Genomic DNA, 23,339 nt, shown 5'->3' with positions numbered 1-23,339 from the left:
TGAAACTACAATGTAGTTCAGCCCTTTTCTATATACTGATCTTTTCTTGCGAAGAATGATCGGAAGGTTATTCTGTCATCGAAGTGGCATGTGTAACGGTCTTGAGTTCATTTTATATAATGGATAATTACTTCACTTATTTGGCTACAACATGTGCAATGATACGACCCTTTTCGTACGTGACACTAACGTCATAACCCTCTGCAGTTACACTGTCGAATTCACCTGTAATTCCATTAGCCGTGATTAACGTAATATCTTTGGAACCTTCAATCTTATAGTTGGACAAGTCCAGATTCAGACTCCCTCCATCAATGTAGAGTTTTCTGCCGACATTCAGTTGATTGTTGCCATCAGCCACAACCAATTCCAACGTACCCTTATCCATAGTAAAGTTTCTATTCAAGTTTAATGCTCCGTCGACATCGACGACAACCGTTCCATTTTCTACATACAGATCACCCGAACCAAAAGCAGTTGCAGATTCTGCTACCAGCGTTCCGGCTTGCAGCAATGTTCCGCCTGTGTAGCTATTTTTCCCTGTCAATGTAAGTGTTCCTGTTCCTTTTTTCGTGAGCATTCCAGTACCAGTGATATCATTTCTCCACCAGTCTTGTGCATTGAAGCGCCCTTTGGAAGCGTCCATATCTACAGTTACATTGTTCAAGAATGCACCGTATCCATCCGCTGCTGATACCAGATCCAATCTACCCCAACCTTTGGATTCGTCCAAGACAGGATAACCGGAATCAATGGATGTTGTATACAACACTTCTCTGCGTTGCTCATCTGTTAAATACGGTTGTCGTGTTTCTAACAGAGCTTCTGCTCCTTGCGGTACAACTGGAGCCAAACCTTTGGTTCCTGTTTGTGGTAGACCGTACGTCAGCTTTTCTCTATAGAAGGCTTTATTGGCGTCGTGATCTTCCCATTTATTCTCATCGTATGCACTTTTGAAATTATAATCCTCTGTTACCGTGTGTGCATATTCATACAAACTCATATTTTTTTCCTTGGCTTCTGCTCCAAATACCTCTCCTGCATTTTCATAGGCCTTCTCTAACAATTCTTTGTTGTCGGCCTGATTGAATGCAAATGCAGTCATCGCTGTTGCTTGTATTCTTGCACCTATCACATCAAGCGGTGAGTGCATCCCAGCTACAATTCGATTCTCACCCATCTGAGCTGCTCTGGTTAAGAATTCAGAGAATCGTTCTGGCGTAGCATAAGCAAAAGGAAGCACGGATAAGTATGATGCACTTGTATGACCGCTTGGATATCCGCCGTCTTTTCCTCTTCCATCCTCAGCGATTCGTTTGACATAGCTTAGTGCAGGAATAAGTTCAACGTTCGTTTCATATTGTTGGTACTGTTTTTCACCTGTTGTTTTCTTTCCTCCCGAAGCCAAAGGTACTTCTTTCGTCTCACCTTCACCCAATGTTTCCCATACAGGCAGTCCTTTGCTATCAACAACCTCTTTCACTTCTCCGTTTGAATTCATTCTCCATGGTCTTGGGGAAGAGTAGAAGTATTTCGCAGGGTTAGATGAAGCAGGGATTTTGAATCGAACCAGATCAACTAAAGCGACCATGTCTGCAAGCTCCGTTTTAGCCCAGTCGCTTCCGATACCCTGACTTTCATCTTCCGTCGTTTCTTCTGTCAATAAAATATTCATCTCATCCACACTTCGTTCAACGTTTGTCTGTGGCTTAACGATATCTACATACGTATTAGCCAACGGACCAAAGGCTTCGATCATGCTATAGATCTTATCTCTTTGGTCATCGTAGTAGGCTGCCAAAGCCTCTTCACCCGTGCGGTTTTGCGTGACATCTTCTACATATTTAATATTTGCTTCCCAAGTCGCTTTATTTCGGATCTCTGCATTCGCAAATGTTTTCTGATCGGCAACTGCTACTGTTGGATCGTTCTTAAAGCCGTCATAATATGGGGACGGTCCATCGCCATACTTTGCAACCTTATCATTAACTCCAGGTGTAGTTGCCGCTGTTCCATCTCTCCATTCCGGTTGGTTCATGGACCATACTTGTTCGAAACCGTCCAAAATATCAATAAACGGATTGGATTCCGCAATATTTTTCAAGGTGTCGTCTCCAGCATTGGCTCCATGCTCCACGGCAGATAAACGAGCTTCATCTGCTAGGGGATTAACATTCAGTACGGTTGCCGTTCCTGTTGGCTTAGCTGGTTTGGCAGCTGTCGTAGAATCTGTTTCTACAGCCTTAACGAGTGCAGACACTGCTTCGGCACGAGTAATTGAATTAAGCGGTTTGAAGCTTCCATCTGCATAGCCGGCGATAATTTTCGCTGCTGCCGCTCCACCTACAGCTCCCTTGCTCCACGCCGCAATAGAGGATGAATCACTAAACACATTCGCTGCTGTTTCATTTAACTCCAAATTAAGAATGCCAGCGATCACTTTAGCTGCTTCCTGACGTGTGATCGGATCTTGCGGCTTCATTGTGCCATCGGTGTATCCATCTATATATCCATTCGCATTTGCAATAGAAATTGCTTCGTAATACCATGCACTCTCAGACACATCGTTAAAGGTAATTTTAGCTTGTCCTGAATATCCAAAAGCACCGTTTACCAAGTTCATAAATTCTGCTCTGGTGATATACGTGTTCGGTTTAAATGAACGATCCAGGTAGCCTCGAATTAATCCTTCATCACCCCATGCTTGAATATTTGCTTCCGCCCAGTGTCCTTTAATATCAGAGAACTGAATCTTCTGATCGGCTGCAAAACTTTTCTCTGCAAACGTCGGACCTACCATAGACAACATTAGAAGTAGTGCCAGTGACTTTTTAAGTGGTTTTCTCATGGCTTGCAAATACACGCTCCCATTATCGTAAATTAATTTTTTTGCTTCTGCGTCAGCAAATGAGTAAGAAAGTCTCTATCCAGATGTCTGATCTGCCGTTACTGTAGCATTAGGGGGCGATTGGTATCTATAGAACAAATTCCGTTTTATATCAAAATCGTACGTTCTGGAGCTTTTATGCCAAGAAAAATGGAGGAAATACTATATTCGTCAATTAGAATATCTTTTTTTGTAAACGTTTCATTAACTGAAAGTAAATTATTCAGGTTAAGTTTGTTAAATTTCGGTCAACATGATTTCTAGTCCTCGGCCTACTATATAATGATGAAGTTGTTTAGACATGAGAAGTGAAGGGGGAAAAAAGATGCGTAAGCCATTTCAGTCTGTGAGATCCAGGATGGTTTTTTCCTATCTCGCTGTCGTCCTTGTCATCTCGCTTCTTTTCGGTTCCATTTTATATCTCTTCTTCTCCCATCAATACAGCAAAGAAATTCGAATCAATAATCAGCTGTCGCTGAAAAATACCGTCAATTATATTGAAAGCTCCGTCATCCAGAAGGTGAATCAGGTCTATCTGTCTCTGGCTTTGGGTAGCTCCATCAATATTGATTTAGATAGCATAAAAGGAAACCATGGCAAGATTCTGGACATCGAACAATTACTCAAAAGTAAGGTGCAAAATTATTCCGACCTCATTGAAGCCATTCATGTGTACGATGCGAAGAACCATTGGATGATCTCATCTGTATATGGGCTGTTGCTCTATGAGGACACGCCTTCGAGTGCGGATCATACTACGGATTGGATTGTTGCGATGAAAGAGACTGAAGAAAGCTCCTTATGGATGCAGACTCGCATGGTTCCTCAGGATGCGTATATTGAATCGCCTGAGCAGACCAACGTGAGCCCTTTGATTTCCTATGTTCACAGCTACCCGTTTCAATCTTCTGGACAAGACAGTAAGGTCATGATAGCTATTGATATCAAAGAATCAGCGATCAGTCAGATCATTAAAAATATGATTCCTTCTGACTATGATAGTACATTAATCGTAGATCAGGACGGGACCGTCATTTCTGCCGCAGACAAATCCTTGTTAGGTAGCTCCACGGAGGAGAATTTATCTCAGTCGTTGCTCTCCATTCATTCTTCAGATGAGAGCTTCACGCCTGTATTTAACCATGGCTCTTATGTCGTGTCCCAAGATCAATTCAAAGGAAATGGATGGCGGATTTACACCACCACACCCAATAAAAGTTTTTATAATAAATTGGATAGTTTGAAGGAAATCTCGATTCTTCTTTGCTTGTTAGCTATCGCGGTTGGAATTGCGATGTCGTCCATCTTTACGACCGCCAATTATAGTCCTCTAAAGCGAATCCTGAATAATATCAAGAGCCGGATGGATAGCCCCACCAGCCTCAAACAGGATGAATATCGCTTCATTGATACGGCAATTAACAGTCTGTCCAACAAAGTGGATAGTCTGGAGGAAACCCTGCAAGCCAATCACAAAATGATTAAGCATAGCATCATGCTCAATATGTTAAATAATCGATTCACACCCGAGGAACTTACGGAGCAACTGCAGTCTGTTCACATTTCAATGGCCTACTCTCGCTTCCGTTGCATCATCATTGACCCCGTCAATGAGAAATGGAAGGATCTGCAGCCACGACAGTTGCAGCATACGTTGTATACGATGATCCAGCAACTGGAGATCGCAGAAATGGACGGAACTCAACTGCTGGCAGAGGAATTGCAGGATCACAAAATAGCAGTAATCATCTGTACCAACCAACCCGAAGAACCTCTCTCTGATCACATTGTGGACTTTATTCACACTGAGGCAAGAAACAGGTTCGGTCTGGATTTCGTATTATCACTGGGCGGATGGGTAGAGCATTTCACGAAGATCCACACTAGCTATCATCAGGCGAATACCTTGATTCGATACAGCTATTTCTTTCCCGATCAGTCTGCCATTCAGGATCTTGATCTTCTGAACAGGGAAACCAGCAGCTTGGAAATTCCGGACACATACCTCGTAAACTTTGAGAAAAAATTGCAGACTCGTGATGTACACGATACGGTTCAGGCCATTCAGGAGTTGGTTGCGACGATAAAGGAAGGCATGTATTCAGCCGAATACAGTCGGATCATATTACTAAAAACGGTCTCCATTTACGCTGAGTGTATCAGTCAGGTTCGTTGGCAACCCACCGATGCCAGCTCATTGAATTTGTACAAGCAATTTGCATCGTTCTACAATATCAACCGCTATTCGGAATGGATGATCCATCTCGTGACCGAATTTGTGATGCATATGGAGAAGCGAAGCGAGGTACGGAGTGTGGATACCATCTCGGCGGTCAAAGCCTATATTCACGAGAACTTATCGGGCGATCTCACGCTGGATCATGTCTCAGAACAAGTATTCATCAGCCCTAAATATCTCAGCAAACTCTTCAAGGAAGAAACCGGGATTGTCTATTCCGAATATGTTACGAACCAGAGGATGGAACGTGCACGGGAACTCATGACACAACGCGAAATTACGGTTGAGCAGGTCGCAAATACGGTTGGTTACCGTACCCCTGCTTATTTCATTAAGAAGTTCAAAGAAATTCACGGCTGTACACCGAAAAACTTCATGCGCAGTCTAATGGAATAGGGATCTATATAGGTTCAATTTATAAAATCAGGAAAGGAGCTGCTATGAACCTCAACCTTTCAAAAAAACTATATCTATTGTTTGCTACATCTATTCTTATTGGATTGATGAGCGGTTGTACCGTTCTAAACAGGGAATCAGCACAAGTGCAACAGCAGGAACATTCAGCAAGCTCTGAGAAGGACACAGCACCGGAATACACGATTTCCTGGACCATGCATCAAAATGTCCCTGTTCCTGAGAACGCTGAGATGATTACCTATATTGAGGATCAGTTTGATGTCAATCTGGAGGTGTGGAACCTTGAGAACAAGCGCTATGAAGAGCTGATGGAACTGGAGCTGGTTCAAGGGAAGATACCGGATCTGTTCCGAATCAGACAGCCGCATGATCTGCTCAAGTATCAGATGCAAGGGGTATTAGCAGAAATTCCATCGGATGTTCTTGAAGAACATGCACCGAATATTGTAAAGCGAATTCGCGATTATGATTCACGTTACTTGGAGTACGGAAAAATAAACGGCGGCTTATATGGGATTCCGGTCATCAATCAGACTAACATCTATCAAACCCCTGTCGTATACCGAGAGGACTGGCTTACGCGGCTTGGTCTGGACGTTCCGAAGACATTAGATGAATTCGAAACGGTTATGTATGCTTTTGCCAAAGATGATCCGGACGGAAATGGTAAACAGGATACGTATGGCCTATCCAAGGAGGGCTTAAATGTTGTATTTGGCGCGTTTGGACAGTCCGTTTTTACCGAGCAGCTGTACTTTAATGAGAAGAACAACCAACTCGTAATCGGCGCTTTGGAGCCTGAGATGAAAAAGGCCCTGACTTATATGAAAAAGTGGTATCGGGACGGGATTATCGACCAAGAATTTATAACCGGCGAGAATAAAGGCGGCTATAAGCATCTATCCCATGCCTTTATTAATGGAAAAATTGGGATGACTTCGATGGGCAACTACTATCATTGGAATCAAGCAGGAGATTACAGTGTCCCCAACGAAAATGGCCAAGAAACCCCAGTAAAAGCCTCGTTTAATGTGAATGAGCTGCTACAGAAGAACGCAGCTGCAGAGATTGTATTTGGTTCTCCTGTTATTGGTCCGGATGGACATAGCGGTTCTAAAGGAAATAATCTGCTGATGAATTTTATTGCTATTGGAGCTGAGGCTGCGAAAGAGCCGGGGAAACTGGAGAAAATTCTGGAGATACTGGATTATGTAAGTGCCAACCCCGATCCGGCCGAGCAGATCAAAATGGAGTATGGCCTTCCAGGAAAGCACTGGGACTGGAGCGCTGAACCTTCAAGATCGTTTCATTTACTTCCTCCATATAGCAGTATGGAGAATTACACCAATATGATTGGCTCAAGTATCGGCATGATGGTTCCAGGTACGCCTTCGGACAAACGTGAACAGTGGGCTGCATCTGCAGGGTTGACGGAGCATGGTATCTATAATCGCCTGGAGGTTGCAACCCCTGCTCTGATTCAATATTCATCTGAGTTGATTCGCATGAGAGACAGAGCGTACATCTCCATCATCACTGGCGATCAGCCTGTGGGGTATTTCGATACCTTTGTGGAAGAATTCATGGATGCAGGTGGGCAACAGGTGCTACTTGAAGCGAATAAATGGTCTAAGGAGAATTTGGAGACAAATCCTGCCCAATAGGCGGGACGTATTGGAAGCGACGTCACTCTCTATCCCTTCGCACTCGCATTCGATCCGCGCAGGGATCGGGGTGAAGTGCTTCGTGCAGTGCTGCCGGATTTGGAGGTGCTACCTGAGGGCGTATTTTCAAAACGCTTGCGCTCGGTCCGCTCCATCTGCACAATCTGACCTTCGTGTACCACGATGTGCAATGAACCAAACTCCATGTCATTCAGCTGTCCGGCAATTCGGTCCAACCATACCTCATCCACTTTTAACGGCTTAGCCATAGAGCCGCCTCCTCTTCTCGGGCTACTGCCCGCTATAGTCCTCGATGCGTTGTCATCCAACTGATTTATAATTCATTCTTATCCAACCTATATACTTGGTTTATACATTAGCAGGGCTTCCAGTAGCTGTCAATCTGTATTTTCTTCTTCTCATAATCACTTTTCTGAAACCGCTTTGTGTCCAAGCCAGCTCTTGAGCAGCAACGTGGCGAGAGCCAGAATAAGTAATAAGGACGCCACGGCAAACGAAGCCGAGAATTGATATTCGTTATACAAAATCTCCACATGCAGCGGCAGCGTATTCGTCTCTCCGCGGATATGTCCTGATACCACAGACACGGCTCCGAACTCGCCCATAGCACGGGCATTACACAGAATTATACCGTACAGCAACCCCCATTTGATGTTGGGTAAAGTTACACTCCAGAAGATTCGCCACCCGGAAGCACCCAGCGTAACCGCTGCTTCCTCTTCCCTGGTTCCCTGGTCCTCCATCAGTGGAATCAGCTCCCTCGCTACGAAGGGGAAGGTAATAAACAACGTTGCAATGACAATGCCCGGCAGCGCAAAAATGATTTTGATATCATGCTCGGACAGCCACGGCCCAAACCACCCATTCGAACCAAAGACCAATACAAAAATCAACCCGCCCACCACAGGCGAGATCGAAAAGGGAAGATCAATCAGGGTGATCATGAGCCCCTTGCCTTTGAACTGGAACTTGGTAATGACCCAGGCAGCAGCCACACCAAATACCGTATTCAACGGTACCGTAATCGCCGCAACCAATAACGTAAGCTTCAGCGCAGACATGGCATCCGGTTCGGTAAGAGCCGCGATATATACGCCCCAGCCTTGCTTCAACGCCTCCATGAGCACGATTACCAACGGTAGAATCAACAGCCATATCAACACCAGACTTGCCAATCCGATTAACAACCATTTGACCCATGGAGCTTCCGTCGTTGCACGGTTTGTTCCACGGCCGGTCTTTATGGGTGGAACAGGGCTCAGTGGGACGGAACCCGCCATATGCTGCACCTCCTTTGGTTTGGGTGAGTGACATCTGTTTGTCCCCTTATTCCATCTTGCTTCATCGTCATGCTCTGCCCGCCTTCCGGCTCCAACGCTGCAAGGAATTAATAATCAGCAAGAGGATGAAAGAAACCAGCAGCAGCAGCAAAGCAACAGCTGTAGCACCTGCATAATCGAACTGCTCCAGCTTGGCCATGATCAGCAAGGGGGCAATTTCCGTTTTCATCGGCATATTGCCTGAGATAAATACAACGGAGCCATATTCGCCAATGCCCCGGGCAAAAGCCAGAGCAAACCCGGTCAGCAGCGGCGGAATCAGATCCGGCAGCAGAATGGTACGGAATATCCGCCATCGCCCTGCTCCCAGTGTGGCAGCCGCCTCTTCTACCTCCGCCTCCAGTTCCTCCAGCACAGGCTGCACTGTACGTACCACAAATGGAATTCCGATAAACATCAGTGCCAGCGTAATCCCGGCCTGTGAATAGGCCAGCTTAATACCCAAAGGCTCTACAAATTGTCCAATCCAGCCATTGCCGGCATAGATCGCCGTAAGGGCAACCCCTGCTACTGCCGTCGGCAAGGCAAAGGGCAGATCAATGACCGCATCAAACAGCCTTTTGCCCGGGAATTCATACCGAACAAGCACCCATGCCAGGAGTAGCCCCAGCACGAGATCAATCAGGGCCGCTGCACCTGCGGTCAGGAAGCTGACTTGGAAGGAAGCTAGCACCCTGGGGTTGGTCGCAACCTCAATCATGGTTGCCCACGTCAGCCCTGTGGAGTTAAACAACAGCGCAGCCAATGGAATAAGTACAACCAGGCTCAGGTAGAGTACACTGTAACCCATCGTTAATCCGAATCCCGGCAATGTGCGTCTCCGCGCCACCATCACCTTGCTCATGCACGTTCATCCTCTCTGCCTTCAGCCGGTAAGGCTGGTTGGCCGCTCACAGCGCGATTGATCAGGTGTCCATTGAACAGAGCAACCTTAGCTGCCTGGAACATAGATCTGGTCGAAGATACCACCGTCATTGAAATGTTTGGCTTGGGTATCCCGCCATGTTCCAAATACATCATTCAATGTGAACAGTTCAAGCGCCGGGAACTGATCCTTGAATTTTTCCTCCACGCTATCCAGCGTTGGGCGGTAATAATTTTCAGCAGCAATCGTCTGTCCCTCTTCACTGTACAAATATTTCAGATAGGCATCCGCCACGTCGCGGCTTCCTTTTTTGTCTGCATTTTTGTCCACAATCGCAACCGGTGGTTCAGCCAAAATACTGACGGAAGGCACAACAATATCGAATTTGTCCGGACCCAACTCTTTTACCGATAGGAAAGCTTCATTCTCCCAGGCAAGCAGCACATCACCGATGCCACGTTCAACAAACGTCGTCGTAGACCCGCGCGCACCCGAATCCAGTACAGGCGCATGCTTGAACAATTCTCCAACGAATTCCTTCGCCTTCTCTTCGTCATTGTTGTTTTGCTTGAGGGCATATCCCCATGCCGCCAAATAGTTCCAACGTGCTCCACCGGACGTTTTGGGGTTCGGGGTGATGACTTGTGTATCCCCTTTGATCAGATCATCCCAGTCCTTGATGCCTTTTGGATTGCCTTTACGTACAAGGAATACAATCGTAGAGGTATACGGCGCGCTGTTATGCTCGTATTTATCCTGCCAGCCTTCGTTAATCAGACCTTTATCTTCAATCGCATCAATGTCGTATCCCAGTGCCAGCGTCACCACATCCGCATCCAGTCCGTCAATGACAGAACGACTCTGCTTACCCGAGCCCCCGTGGGATTGCTTGATGGTCACTTCCTGACCTTTCTCTTTCAGCCAATGCGCCGCAAACGCTTTGTTATATTGCTCATAGAGTTCCCGCGTTGGGTCATAGGAAACATTCAGCAGTTCGATGGCCTTGGCCCCTTCTGTGCCGCCTTCCGCTCCCCCTGATGTTCCTGCCGCACTGGACCCGCCGCTATCCGATCCGCATGCTGCCAGAACTCCTGTTAACACCAGTGCCAGACCAACCAGAATACCCTTGTGAATTCTCTTTTTCATTAAATAACACTCCCCCGATATAGATCTGCATGACTACCTCAGGCCGGCTGAACAGGATGGAACGCCCCATAAAAAAACAAGAAGACGGAGGAACCCCCGCGCACTTCTCCCCATAAAGTCATGCCGGCTTAAGGCCGTGCATGCTCCATCCGGAAAGGATGCGCTGCGGTGTTCCTCCGTCTATACGGTGAGAACGTTATTCTGTTCAGGTTGTATTGTTGCATGTGTCTGTAAAATGACCGCTTTCACAATGAAAGCAGATTCATTTTTTATTATTCCTACCTGTTTAGTAAGTTATATACGTATAATAAAGGCAGTCTATATACCTGTCAAACGTTTTTTCCGATTTTTACCGGATTTCTGCACCATTGGCAAAAAAAGAGGAACAACGAACCAACGTCCGTTGTTCCCCTCAGCGATTCTTATCCTTCACTGTCTATTGTAAACATGAACGGAATTGGACTGCCACGCCTAGTCCATTCCTCATCTGCCCGCATACCGGATATTGGGTACCGGTGGTGTGCTCATGCCTTCTCCGAGATAAAAGCCGGTGTGCGGCGGTTGATTGTAGGCTACATTTTGCCAAGCGACGCCAAGACGGTACACCGGATCATGCATCAGCGTGTAGATGCGTTTGTCCGTAACTGCTGTTGTGGTATAGATCCGCAGCGCTGAGCTGTCATTCGTCCGCCATACCACTTCCTCTCTCCAGTCCCCGAACAGATCGGCCTGCAGATTCGGCGTAGACTTGGTTCCGTTATTGGAAGATACGCCGGATGCAGTGAGCAGGTTCACCGTCGTGCTGTTGGCATAGTTCCACTTGTCGATTCGGTTGCTGTCCAGCAGTTCACGGAGCAAGTCACCATCCCACCAGATACCAAAATTCGTGGAAGAAGGTAGGGTTGTTCCGAGTTTCTGCCCTTTGGCCGTGTACAGGCTGCCGTCTGCCCATACTTCGGCGCCTTTATATCTTGGATCGATATCCGCCGCCATGCCGCGTCCAATATCCTTCGTTGTTTTGACTCCCCAGATTAACTGGCCAGTACCTGCATCACGGAATTCCACTCCGGCATTGGATGGCGTCTCATGAACCTGAAATACCTCAAGTCCGGGGCGATCCGGGTCCAGGTCACTCAGATGCATGGCATCGCCATGATGAAGTCCTGTCGTGTACAATCCTTTGCCGTTGTCATCCACCGCCATGGCACCATAGACGATCTCGTCTTTCCCATCTCCATCCACGTCCGCCACACTCAGATTGTGATTGCCTTGCCCAGCATAACCGGAATTGCCAGATGTATTGGAATCAAATGTCCATTGTTTGGTCAGCTGTCCATTCCGCCAGTTATAGGCCACAAGCACACTGCGCGTATAATACCCGCGAGCCATCACCAGACTTGGACGCTCTCCATCAAGGTAAGCAATGGCAGCAAGGAATCGGTCTACCCTATTGCCGTAGTTGTCTCCCCAACTGGATACATTGCCACGTGCTGGCTCGTAGTTCACCGTGGAGAGCGCTTTGCCAGTCTGTCCATTGAATACCGTCAGGAATTCGGGGCCAGACAATACATAACCGCTGGAATTGCGGTAATCCTTGCTTGCATCCCCGATGACCACGCCAGTGCCATCCTTAGTGCCATCGGCTGTTTTCATCGCGACCTCGGCTTTGCCGTCACCGTCGAGATCGTAGACCATGAACTGGGTGTAGTGAGCACCCGCACGGATATTTTTGCCCAGACTAATTCGCCAGAGGCGTGTTCCGTTTAATTTGTAGGCATCGATAAACACTTCCCCCGTATAACCGCTCTGGGAGTTATCCTTGGCGTTGGAGGGGTCCCACTTCACGATCAATTCATACTCACCATCACCATCCAGGTCACCTGCACTGGCATCATTGGCACTGTAGGTGTAGGCTACTCCATCGGGCGTTGTCCCACCTGCGGGTACATTAAGCGGTACAGACAGATAGTTGTTGCCCCATACGCTCACTGCCGCTGAAGCAGCCTGCTCCGTTCCACTGACTACAGCACGAACCGTGTATTTGGAACTGCTTGTCCCACTTGCATCCTGAAGGTTGGTGCTGTTCGTGATGGGCGATGCGTTCACCTTGGTTCCATCCCGATAGACGTTAAACGATACATTCGAACCTTCCGTACCCAAGAGTCGCCAACTGACAAACACACCTGTCCCGGTCTTTACAGCCACCACACCGCGATCCAGAAATTCCATCTGCCTTGCACCCGCTGCATGCGTTACAGGCGTGTTGCCCAAGCCAAGCGAAGTAACCAACAACGCGGAACTCAACAACGATACTCCGGCTGTACGTAATGTGCGCTTCCACAGTGATGATCGATTTCCCATAAACAATTGCCTCCCCAATTGTATTGGTAAGCCCGATGCCCTTGTAGCGCCATCTCTTATGTAAGCGCTTTAATATATTCATTTTAAATTAAACATATAATTCCATCTATAGGTCTAATTTAGTAATTATGTGGTTAGTACATAAACAAGCCGAAGGATTTCTCCCTCGGCTCTAACTAACGTATATCATTTAAAACAAGATTGATTGGTGCAATGTTTCTTTTTCGACTGTTTAGCCTCCACCCCATCCATGTCCCATCAGCACTATAAGCTCAGGATTTATGATGATGGAACTACATAGAAATAGAAGTAACGACCATTTTTTCTGCATTAATCCGATGCACCTCACTTGTTAGAGATTTGAATTTTTGTTTTGCAACTGAATCGGCCTGATCCCTGTATTGCTCAAACAGGGTCATACACGTGATGATATTCCGATCACTATTTATTTTAACTGAAAAATGCAAACCTTCCAAAATTAGATTAATTGCATTACGCCGATGTTTTGTAAGATTATATACTCCTAAATCACTTAAAAACTGTGCGTAATTCTCACCCATAATTGAATGATTGTACTCCCCAAATTCAGTCTTGTATGTACGTAAGGGGATATAGTCGGAGAAACGATCCAAAATGTGATCAATGTTAACGCCAAATTTATTTGCAGCTTGGACTATATATCGAAGGGCGATGAAAATTTCGTCTTTACGTCCCTCAATATAGTCTACATAATCGGGAATGACTTCAACTTCGCCAGACATTAAACGATAGAGATACGTATTAGCCACAGCCCACTCTTCAAACTGCTTCAAGATACGACGGGATTCCTCATCGTCCTCTTTCACCCATCTTTGTCCGTCAGCATATAACTTCACAAAGTCGAGTGCTCGGACATAGTCCCTGTGTTCCTCATATACGGTAGATTGAATTAACCAGGAGTACAATATATAAAAGTATATTGGTCGCTCTGTTCGTTTCAGCTCTTGATCCTTACGTTTACGATTTCTAGGTGCCTCATAATGTATTTGGGCTAAATGAAGCATTCTGTTGGCAAGTTCGTTAACTTTGTTCCACTTATGCACTGAGCCGAAAGAATGAATCAAATGTTTCAGCGCATCCAGTTGATACGACTCATCCAGTCGATCCACATAGGGCTCGAACAAGGTAGCCGTCCTTAGATTTTCCTCCAGGTTCTCACCTTGTCCAATTAGAAACATGCGATACTGACACATGGCAAGCCGTTCAGAATGCTGATATTTCTCAACTTCACTCACACTCTTATATAACAATGCCGCGCTAGACCACTGATTTTGTTCAAACAATTGTTCTGCCATCTCAAATAGTTCTGTCGCATAATCCAGGTCGTCCAGTAGCCGATGAAGAATCTGCTCAATGCAGTCCAGCCGATTCAGTTCGGCACTTCGGAGAATGAACGGTCTGATCCGCCGCATGGATACGGAATAAGCGAAACATTCTTCCACATAGTCGGCAAAAAAATGATCCGCTGCCACGCCCATTCCTGATGAGATCGCTATTAGCTGGCTCACGGATATGGGACGATTCCCATGTAAAATACGGCTAATTGTGCCTGTATTAATGCCAGATACTTCCGAGAATCGGGAGAGCGTCATGTTGTTCTTATCGATAAACTGGGTTAATTGCTCCCGAATTGAATTTGCAGGTTCCAAGGAAAGCACCACCCTTCGTGCAACATCCAGATTTTAGGTTTCATCACCATATATTCTGATCATAATGAACGTTCGAACGATGGTCAATAAAAAAATGTGATAATTGCCACTATTTTCAAGTTAATCCCTTAAAAATACTAAAAAAAGCTGTAAAACCATGCGTTCCTCCATGATTTCACAGCTATAGATCACTTTTCAGATGTAATATTCCACTTACACTTCTCAATTCACCGTATTACAACTCATACCACAGGCGCAATACATACCGGACGAGGCAGTTCCAGCTTGAACCCGTTATGTGTCAGACGCCCGTCTTCTTCACTGATCTGGAAACCTACGAGGTTATTGCTATCCTGGTTCGCCACCACTAGAATGCCACCTGGAAGCAGATTGAAGTTACGCGGTGTCTGCCCAATCGTGGACGTCCACTCTACGGCTTCCAACTTACCGCTCTCCTGATCAATGTGATAGAGCACGATGCTGTCATCTCCCCGATTGGATGCATACAGGAAACGACCACATGGAGATACACGGATGTCCGCAGCCGTCCCTTCTCCCTTATGCCCTTCTGGAAGTGTCGAGATGTGCTGCAACGTAGTGAACTCACCTCTGCGCTCATCGTACAGGAATGCCGTAACCGTGTTGTCCAATTCATTGATTACATAAGCCCACTTGGAGTTGGGATGGAACACAAGATGCCTTGGGCCAGCGCCTGGCCGCTGATTCGTCTCACGATGCGTAACCAGACGTCCTTCTTCCAAGCGATACACAATAATCTGATCCAGGCCAAGGTCACACACGACAGCATACTGTCCGGAGGGATCTGGCTGGATGGAATGTGCATGTGGCCCTTCCTGGCGTTCTTCGTTGATTCCACTTCCCGTGTGCTCCACCCATGCACTCATCTCACCGAGCGTCCCCTGATCGCCTACCGGGAATACATTGACACTGCCGCTACTATAGTTGGATGTGAATACCCATTGACCATCCTTCGAGACAGACACATAACATGGGGAAGCCCCTCTGGTCTGCTTTCGATCCATCAGGTGCAGTTCACTCGTTGCCGCATCTCTCCGATAAACCAACACTTCTCCCTCGTCTGTCTCACTCGCCACATATAGACAGTTTGCGTCCGGGCATACCGCCAGATAAGAAGGATTGCTCACACCCTCCATGTGATTCACGATTCGCATCTCTCCTGTATCCGTATTCAGCGCACATAGGAATATGCCCGGTTCATCCGCTGAAGCATACGTACCTGTATAGAAAAACGTTTCCTGAGTTGTGACTGGTTCCATATCTAATCTCTCCCTTATCCTGTATTTTCATTGGTCTGATTCTTCCCACTGGTATGTACTTACCCAATTCACGGGCAACTGCTTCACTTCCTGTAACGTGGCTTTCTAAATTATATCAAAATCAGTGGGCGCTCTCATTCTGTCATTGACTCCCTTATACCCTCTCACCATAATACAGAGTATGAGACCTAACAACAGACCACCCCTACTGCGTAAATCTGACGGATTTCGTATGCAAAAACTCATTGTGCTTCCGGACCCGCTGCTGCAAGAAGCCGCAGCTTATCCAGTCACGTCCGGGTTATACGTTACGGATATCGGTTACTTTCACGAAGCAGAACATCATTACCGTGACCGTCCCGATGGTTGTGAATCACATATTCTGATGTACTGTTCCCAAGGCACAGGCTGGTATACGATAGATGGCGGCAAGACGTATGAAGTCCGCCCGGGAAACCTCATCATACTGCCAGCACATATTCCTCATGTGTATGGTGCCAACGCAGCTGAACCATGGAGCATCTTCTGGATTCATCTACGCGGCGATCACGCTTTATCCTACATAGAACCATTGTTGACCCATCATATTTCTACTATGCCACCGGCCAAGGCTCAGAAATGGCTTGAGCTTTTCCATGAATGTTACGGCGCGTTAGAGACGGGTTACTCCATACAGACAATGACTTATGCCTCCCAGATTATTGGTTATATGCTTGGTATGCTTGCTTATGGGCCGGAAACGACAGGAACAGATGGCGGGGTCGTCAGTAGCAAACGTGCGGCCGAACAATCTGTTCAGTATATGCTGAAGCATCTGGAGAACGGAATCACTCTCAAGGAACTGGCAACTCACGCGCGGCTGTCTGTCCCTCATTACTCACAGTTGTTCAAGCAAGCTACCGGGCATTCGCCCATCGATTATTTTCTGCGGCTCAAGATCCAGCATTCCTGTCGCTATCTGGACTTTACCGATTGGACCGTGAAGCAGATCAGTTCCGAGCTTGGTTTCAAGGACCCCTACTACTTCTCCCGTCTGTTCAGCAAAATGATGGGACGTTCGCCCACGGACTATCGAAATAAATCCAAAGGTTAGAGGCCGTGCCTTCACTTAACCCTTTCTGAATGATCATGAATTCAGTTGGAAAATTGCAGCAACCTTTTGTACAGAAGGGTCGTCTATAGGAGCAAATAACTTTTATATAAAGGATTATCCCTGAAAAAGTGAGGCGAACCTATCATGAAAAAAAATATGATTGCTGCATTAACTGCCGGAGCTCTGCTCACGCTCTCTCTAAGTGCAGGACCAATGAACGCGGCGCCAGCCCAATTTACGGATATTCAAGGCGTGGCAGGAGCGGACAAAATCGAATCTCTTCATCAGGATGGATTCATCCAAGGCGTGAGCGACAGCTTGTTCAAGCCTGAACAGGAGTTAAATACCGCTCAAGGCATCCAATTAATTGCCGACGGACTGAATCTGAATCTGGACACCATTCGTTTTATCCAACAGCCACTGCCAAGTGACCACTTCTCTAATGTAAAAGATGGCGTATGGTACAGTGATTCATTTATCCGCGCCCAATATAATGGAATTCAGATGTCACAGGATATTGATCCGTCCAAAGCGCTCACTCGTGAACAGTACACCCTGTTCCTGATGCAAGGCATTGAAGCCAAAGGCGGTCTGCCGATGATTAATATCAAACCTGTGGACATTAACGACGAACAGAAACTTACGCCAGAGTATCAAGGTGCCATACAGCGCTCTCTGGTTCTCAAAATCAATGCACTGGATGCCGACGGCAACTTCAATCCCAAACAAACGATTACTCGTGCCGAAGCAGCCGTTATGATGTATAACGCAATCGAGTATCTGGAATCTTTCCATGCACCGCAAATCCCGGAAACACCTGAGAAGTAATATTTCTATGAAAAAGCTGCCTCTTCGGTAGAACCCACATATGCCAAACAGCCGCATCTTCCTTTAACAGGAATGTGCGGCTGTCTGCATTATACCTATATGACTGATGTAATCATCAGATTAGCTTTTTAACTTAGAAAGAACCTTTAACTACAACTTCGGACAACGGTAAACGTCCTGATGGGTGGGCTGGCTGTGCAGCTTTACCTACCGTGATTAACAATGTTGGCACAAAACGTGCTGGAATGTTGAAGGTTTCAATCAATTTCTGCGGATTGTATCCACCGATCGGGCAAGTGTCGTAACCCAGGGAGCGTGCAGCAAGCATAATATTTTGGGATGCAAAGGAAGCATTGCGGATCGCTTCATCGCGAGCCGTTTGCGGGCTTTGGTAAGCACCGTTGATCTGCCCAACCAATGCGTCGCGAATCTCAGCAGTCAATGCGCCAGCTTCCACAGCTTGATCATAGATCACCGTGTTACGGTTCGCTTCGAGATCTCCGAGAACAGCAATTGTAACGGAACTGTCTGTGATTTGACTTTGTCCATAAGCAACTGGGAGCAATTTAGCTTTGTCCGCTTCGGATTCAATCACGAGGAATCTCCAATGTTGCAGGTTCCATGAAGACGGTGCTTCCCCAGCTGCTGTCAAGATTGCGTTTAGATCAGCTTCAGGCAATTCAAAACCTTTTTCGTATTTTTTGACCGCATGACGTTCGCTAATAACGCGAAGTGTTTCATTTTTTTCAATGCCTGACATGTGTTCCACTCCCCAGACTCTATTTTGTTTGTTTTTCTTTTTTACATTCGCAAGGCGATTTTGATACCAACTCTACCAAAGGCTTGCCTTCCGAAAATAACATCAGCGCAGACGACCTCTCCTCATCTGTGTTCACGTTATGCCCGGAATCGCTTGAAACCATTCAATGGATCTTTCACCGGAGCATACGCCCATTCCATAACCAGTCGATCACGAACCTGTCCACCAGGCCTGACTAAACCAAGGTCACATCAAAAAGGACCATGGTTGTCGAATCCGTCAGGACTTCTCTTTGCCAGGCAATCCATCCAGCGACAAGTTACATGCTTCTCCATGACCTATACGCTGCTTCACATCCTCTATGGATATACGATCAAAATAGGCGCTTAGTGCCTCTTCGCCTCCGTCGTAAATGTTCCCCATCACGGCCTGCATATTGGAAGATACCACGCACGATGACCCGGACTCCCCTGAACACCAGTTCGGACCAAGTGAACCGCCAGCAACGAGTCTGTACATTTCTCCAAGCTTAATCTCCTCACTTGTACGGCTAAGCAAGTACCCGCCATGAGCACCTTCCTTCGTTGTGAGGTAACCATGCTTGCGCAGAACACTAAGTACCTTGCGGACTCTGGCCGGATGCGTACCCACACTCTGGGACAAGTCTTCACTATTGGCCATACACTCATCTCTCATTGAGAGAAAAACAAGACAATGCACCGCAATGGTAAATTCACTGTTCATAACTCACTCCCTTCCCGGCATACTACACCGATGGACTTCGACCCAAGGTAAGTATAACTGTCATTATATGAATAACAGTTATGTTTGTCAACTTTCACTCAAGATGGAATCACACGTGTTTTTTCCTGTTATACCAATACTTACAGCCCTCTACAAAATCAAGCCAAGAGGACACATCCTATCGCCATTTCAACCTAAAAAGAACAAAAAAGTGAGCCTTTCGCTACGCGAAGGGCTCCAATAAGATAGACATATGAAAGGGCTTACGTGATTATTATAATCGGTAATCTTCAATTTGAAAACGCTTTTTTTGTAAAGTGCATCATTATTTAAATTTTTTTTTATTCGATCAAAAAGAATAACAGGTATTGCTAAAACTAATGACATTAGTTATGATACTAATATCATTAGTTTTAAGGAGGGTTTATCGATGCGCCTTACCCGAGAATTTGATGTCATTCAAGTTACATTCCTTCCAAAGCTCTTCCCTGTGAACGTATATCTTGTTGAAGAGCAAGATGGATTAACCTTAATTGATGCCGGAATGCCCTTTAGTTTCAAGGGGATCTTGGCAACTGCCCAGTCCCTTGGCAAACCCATCACCAGAATCATTCTAACTCATGCTCATAGCGACCATATCGGTGCACTGGACCTTCTTAAAGAGGCTCTCCCCCAAGCGGAAGTCTTCATCTCCAGACGGGATGCCCGGCTACTGGCGGGAGATACTTCCCTACTCCCAGGTGAGCCACAGACCCCGGTGCGCGGCGGTGTTCCCAAACCTCAAGCGGTTCGGACCCAGCCGGACCACTTGCTGGATGACGGCGACCGGATTGGTTCACTGGTTGCCGTTGCCTCACCAGGCCATACACCGGGGCACATGGCCTTCATGGATACGCGTAGCCGCGTGCTCATCGCTGGCGACGCGTACCAGCTGCAAGGCGGCCTGGCTGTATCCGGCCGCGTGCGCCCTCTCTTCCCGTTCCCCGCGCTGGCGACGTGGAACCGCGAAGCGGCTCTGGCCAGCGCGAAGCGCTTGGCGGAGCTGGAACCGTCCGTGCTGGCGGTAGGCCACGGACGGATGCTGCGCCAGCCCGCTGCCGCCATGCGCGCGGCAACCGCTGATGCACAGCAGCGGCTCGGCTTTGCCGGGGGGCAACTGTGAGCCCCCGGCAAGGGCTGGATCGCGGCGCTCTGCTCAGCGCCGCCGCCCAGCTTGCTGACAGCGACGGCTTTCGGGCGCTGACACTGGCCGCGTTGGCCCAGCGGCTGGATGTGCGCTCGCCGTCGCTCTACAACCACATCAGCGGACTGCCCGGGCTTCGCCAGGAAATGGCGCTGATGTCCGTACAACAGCTTAGCCATGCACTAACGGCGGCTAAGGCAGACCGTACCGGCGACGAAGCCATTCAGGACGTCGCCGCGGCATACATCGGCTTCGTCCGCGAGCACCCTGGGCTATACGAAGCCTCATTTCATGCCCCGGACCGCGAGGAGCCACAACTCGCCGCGGCCAGCACAGCCACGCTGGAACTGCTGCTTCATACCTTGCAGCCCTACCCGCTAACCGAAGCGGAAGCATTGCATGCCGTTCGTGGTTTGCGCAGCCTCTGCCATGGGTTTGCCTCCATTGAGGCACAAGGCGGCTTCGGCATGAACTTTGATCCAGACGAAAGTCTGCGTCTGACCGTATCTGCATTTCTGCATGGACTCCATCATCTTCATCAGGAGCAGTAGATCCGCGGCAATCACAAAAAAAGCACTGCAGAGCTCTGCAGTGTTTTTAACCTTGCAATCCCATGATCGAATATAGGGAGCATCCCATACATACATCAATTCTTATTTTGTTTTCCGTTCACTTTTTCCATTGTCTTAGCGATCTCTATTACTGAATTTTTGTCTAATTTAGAAGTATCGATCTCCATATAAGTATCTTCCTGAATCCAAGTCAGAATCCCACCAGTGGGTTGTTTCCCTATATATGAAACATACCAACCAGTACTCCCATTAATATCTACTCGTTCCCCATTAGGCTCTAATTGAACTTTATACGGGATCATCTTTGATTGTTCTGATCCCGTTTTGATGTCTATTGTTACGAGTTCCTTTTCAACGATAGAATTGTTTTTCAGTTGTCTAATTCCAAAAACATATTGATCGTTTTTGTCAAAATAATTGATTAAAATATAATCTATTTTTGAAGCACGGTGTTCAGGTGATTTTATTTCATAATGGGTTGCAGATTTCATTATCTTTGGTACATAAATATTAAAATCCGTTACTTTGTTTATTTCCATAATCGCTTCGTTGTCATGTACTGATAAACACCATAGATTTGATAATAGTACTGCTATAGTTACACCAATTACTTTTAACACATAAACACCCACTTTAAATTCCTCTTTCATCATATTGTGTTCTTTACTAATTGTTTTAATACAGAAGGGAACTGGGGTGACGATCAAAATCACTAGCGTACGTACAGGTACGGATCGAGCTACAACTTGCATTGCACATGGCGATATGACTTTGCTTTCACACGATGCCTATAACCAAGCTTCTGCTCGTAGCTTCATAAATCCCTATTATGTATATCTCCGTTCCTCTCCTAGGTGGAACGGCCTTTCTCTGTCCTCTCATCATCGGAACGGTTTCTCTACAACCACCCTACGGCCACTGCTGCCGACCTTCCTCTACCTCCTGCAAAATATGCTTCATCACTGGCACATACACCTTCCAGTAGAACATGTCAGGAATATCTTTCTGATCTGGCGTAAGCTTGGCCCGGATAACATCCCAGCCTCGGATTCGGCGCCAGAAAGAATAATGCTTCATCTCTCCGAAGGACCCTGCCATGTAGTACGATCGATTATAGTCATCGGATCGGACAAGTGCAGCAAATTCCGCGGGTATCCCAGCATCCCCCAGCTTCTGCTTGCCTGTCTCCGTCAGATCGGTCTTATACCAGGCCAGTATGGAATTCTTCTCTTGCGGCACAATGATATCGAACCAGCCAGTGTAATGAATATCCTGCGTTATGCCGCTCCAATCTCTGCCTTCCGGTGTAAATGCAACCTGTATATTGCTTGTCTTCACATCTGGGCCTTTCTCCAGCACCATGACCTGTCCATCCACATGCGCCAGCAGAATGCCAGCCCCGTGATAAGGCCACTTTTTCTTCTCTCGCTTCTCATAGTTCGTCCGAACCCACCGAGGTACTTCGCCCTTACTTTGCAGATTAGATACCGACTTTCCTTGCCATCCACTGCTACCCACTCCCAAGGTGGGATACAATTGCTCCCTTGTCATCTTGGAAGCTGTATTCGCTAATGCGCTGTATTCGGCGACAATCGTTACACCTTTATAAGCCGCTTCGCGAATCTTCTGCACATCATATATCGTTAATCCTTCATAGATTGCATCTTGTCTCCGTTCATTCTTCGGTGTAGACAGGCTACTCCGATTCGCCGTCAGATAGATCAGATCCGTGTCCGTCACCTCATCAGGCAGCAATCGCTTCATCTGAATAAGACCATCCTGAATGTCATAGCCATAATAATCCTCTTCATACGAGTAGTGTTCCCCTGTATGTTGTACGATCTTCTGTTGATTCAGAAGCCAGACCAATCCCTTGTGTCCCTGATAGGACAAGTCCGGTCTGCTCTTGTCAATAATCATGATATTAAGCGGAACCGGGGCCTGGGATTGCCACATAATCCAGGGGACAACCAGCACCACCGATACCACTGTAAAACAAGCCAACGTCCACATCGTGACTGGCCTGTAATTTTTTTTCATGAAGCACCTTCCTCCTTGCTCTGTTCCAAGGTATATTGCCCGGATCGGCGGATAGATCAGCCCAATCCATTTCTGCTGTTCTTGGTCATGGCGCTTGTAACCGCCGACTTCCATAACCCGGTTCTTTTTGAATACCCAGAATCCCTCTATGATGTGAACCGATGAGTTTAATAGATATCCATTTTTGCCCAAT

At 46.9% G+C, this 23,339-nt stretch carries 18 protein-coding genes; 6 read left to right on the top strand and 12 right to left on the bottom strand.

The features are described from left to right. Positions 1 to 136: 136 nt before the first annotated feature. Positions 137 to 2,848 carry an S-layer homology domain-containing protein gene (locus M1D71_RS02535; RefSeq protein WP_458127140.1) on the bottom strand — a complete coding sequence of 904 codons (2,712 nt, stop codon included), beginning with the start codon at positions 2,846 to 2,848 and terminating at the stop codon, positions 137 to 139. A 364-nt stretch (positions 2,849 to 3,212) separates the two neighbouring features. On the opposite strand from M1D71_RS02535, the gene M1D71_RS02530 reads away from it, so the two are divergent. Next, positions 3,213 to 5,522: an AraC family transcriptional regulator gene (locus M1D71_RS02530; RefSeq protein ID WP_458125116.1), complete on the top strand. Its 2,310-nt coding sequence runs from the start codon at positions 3,213 to 3,215 to the stop codon at positions 5,520 to 5,522. A 146-nt stretch (positions 5,523 to 5,668) separates the two neighbouring features. Beyond that, positions 5,669 to 7,207, top strand: a complete 1,539-nt coding sequence (locus M1D71_RS02525) for an extracellular solute-binding protein (RefSeq protein ID WP_458125115.1) — start codon at positions 5,669 to 5,671, stop codon at positions 7,205 to 7,207. Positions 7,208 to 7,236: 29 nt separating this feature from the next. Here the strand turns inward: M1D71_RS02525 and M1D71_RS02520 are convergent, their stop codons facing one another. From M1D71_RS02520 to M1D71_RS02490, 7 genes are all read right to left on the bottom strand, one after another. Beyond that, positions 7,237 to 7,476, bottom strand: coding sequence for a YezD family protein (locus M1D71_RS02520; RefSeq protein WP_458125114.1), 240 nt, complete (start codon positions 7,474 to 7,476; stop codon positions 7,237 to 7,239). Between the two features lie 156 nt (positions 7,477 to 7,632). Beyond that, positions 7,633 to 8,508, bottom strand: coding sequence for a sulfate ABC transporter permease subunit CysW (cysW, locus tag M1D71_RS02515; RefSeq protein WP_458125113.1), 876 nt, complete (start codon positions 8,506 to 8,508; stop codon positions 7,633 to 7,635). A 67-nt stretch (positions 8,509 to 8,575) separates the two neighbouring features. Then, positions 8,576 to 9,412, bottom strand: coding sequence for a sulfate ABC transporter permease subunit CysT (gene cysT / locus M1D71_RS02510; protein ID WP_145325621.1), 837 nt, complete (start codon positions 9,410 to 9,412; stop codon positions 8,576 to 8,578). Between the two features lie 87 nt (positions 9,413 to 9,499). Beyond that, positions 9,500 to 10,579: a sulfate ABC transporter substrate-binding protein gene (locus tag M1D71_RS02505; RefSeq protein WP_458125112.1), complete on the bottom strand. Its 1,080-nt coding sequence runs from the start codon at positions 10,577 to 10,579 to the stop codon at positions 9,500 to 9,502. 483 nt (positions 10,580 to 11,062) lie between these two features. After that, a complete protein-coding gene (locus tag M1D71_RS02500; RefSeq protein WP_458125111.1) occupies positions 11,063 to 12,940 on the bottom strand; it encodes a rhamnogalacturonan lyase in 1,878 nt (625 codons plus the stop codon). Between the two features lie 293 nt (positions 12,941 to 13,233). Next, on the bottom strand, positions 13,234 to 14,628 hold the full coding sequence (locus M1D71_RS02495) for a helix-turn-helix domain-containing protein (RefSeq protein ID WP_458125110.1): 1,395 nt from the start codon (positions 14,626 to 14,628) through the stop codon (positions 13,234 to 13,236). A 242-nt stretch (positions 14,629 to 14,870) separates the two neighbouring features. Then, positions 14,871 to 15,926 (bottom strand): lactonase family protein, encoded by a 1,056-nt coding sequence (locus tag M1D71_RS02490; protein WP_458125109.1) that lies wholly within the window; start codon positions 15,924 to 15,926, stop codon positions 14,871 to 14,873. 232 nt (positions 15,927 to 16,158) lie between these two features. Here M1D71_RS02490 and M1D71_RS02485 point away from each other — a divergent pair, with 232 nt between their 5' ends. Both M1D71_RS02485 and M1D71_RS02480 read left to right on the top strand, forming a co-directional pair. After that, positions 16,159 to 17,019 (top strand): AraC family transcriptional regulator, encoded by an 861-nt coding sequence (locus M1D71_RS02485; protein ID WP_458125108.1) that lies wholly within the window; start codon positions 16,159 to 16,161, stop codon positions 17,017 to 17,019. A gap of 144 nt (positions 17,020 to 17,163) precedes the next feature. Continuing rightward, the gene (locus tag M1D71_RS02480; RefSeq protein ID WP_458125107.1) at positions 17,164 to 17,847 is read left to right on the top strand and encodes an S-layer homology domain-containing protein; all 684 of its coding nucleotides are present in this window, start codon (positions 17,164 to 17,166) and stop codon (positions 17,845 to 17,847) included. A gap of 133 nt (positions 17,848 to 17,980) precedes the next feature. Here the strand turns inward: M1D71_RS02480 and M1D71_RS02475 are convergent, their stop codons facing one another. After that, a complete protein-coding gene (locus tag M1D71_RS02475; protein WP_458125106.1) occupies positions 17,981 to 18,607 on the bottom strand; it encodes a nitroreductase family protein in 627 nt (208 codons plus the stop codon). A 279-nt stretch (positions 18,608 to 18,886) separates the two neighbouring features. After that, entirely contained in the window at positions 18,887 to 19,351 is a 465-nt protein-coding gene (locus M1D71_RS02470; protein WP_458125105.1) for an RrF2 family transcriptional regulator, read from the bottom strand. A gap of 430 nt (positions 19,352 to 19,781) precedes the next feature. Here M1D71_RS02470 and M1D71_RS02465 point away from each other — a divergent pair, with 430 nt between their 5' ends. Further along, a complete protein-coding gene (locus M1D71_RS02465; protein WP_458125104.1) occupies positions 19,782 to 20,513 on the top strand; it encodes an MBL fold metallo-hydrolase in 732 nt (243 codons plus the stop codon). After that, entirely contained in the window at positions 20,510 to 21,085 is a 576-nt protein-coding gene (locus M1D71_RS02460; protein WP_458125103.1) for a TetR-like C-terminal domain-containing protein, read from the top strand. The genes M1D71_RS02465 and M1D71_RS02460 overlap by 4 nt, the downstream gene beginning before the upstream one ends. Positions 21,086 to 21,180: 95 nt before the next feature. Here M1D71_RS02460 and M1D71_RS02455 read toward each other — a convergent pair whose 3' ends face one another. Together M1D71_RS02455 and M1D71_RS02450 are read right to left on the bottom strand one after the other, a co-directional pair. Beyond that, on the bottom strand, positions 21,181 to 21,759 hold the full coding sequence (locus tag M1D71_RS02455; protein ID WP_458125102.1) for a hypothetical protein: 579 nt from the start codon (positions 21,757 to 21,759) through the stop codon (positions 21,181 to 21,183). Between the two features lie 256 nt (positions 21,760 to 22,015). Next, entirely contained in the window at positions 22,016 to 23,146 is a 1,131-nt protein-coding gene (locus M1D71_RS02450; RefSeq protein ID WP_458125101.1) for a hypothetical protein, read from the bottom strand. Between the last annotated feature and the right edge of the window lie 193 nt (positions 23,147 to 23,339).

The organism is Paenibacillus sp. Z3-2 (assembly GCF_054161325.1).
The sequence above is the reverse complement of the archived record's forward strand: the minus strand, read 5'-3'. Positions and strand labels throughout refer to the sequence as shown.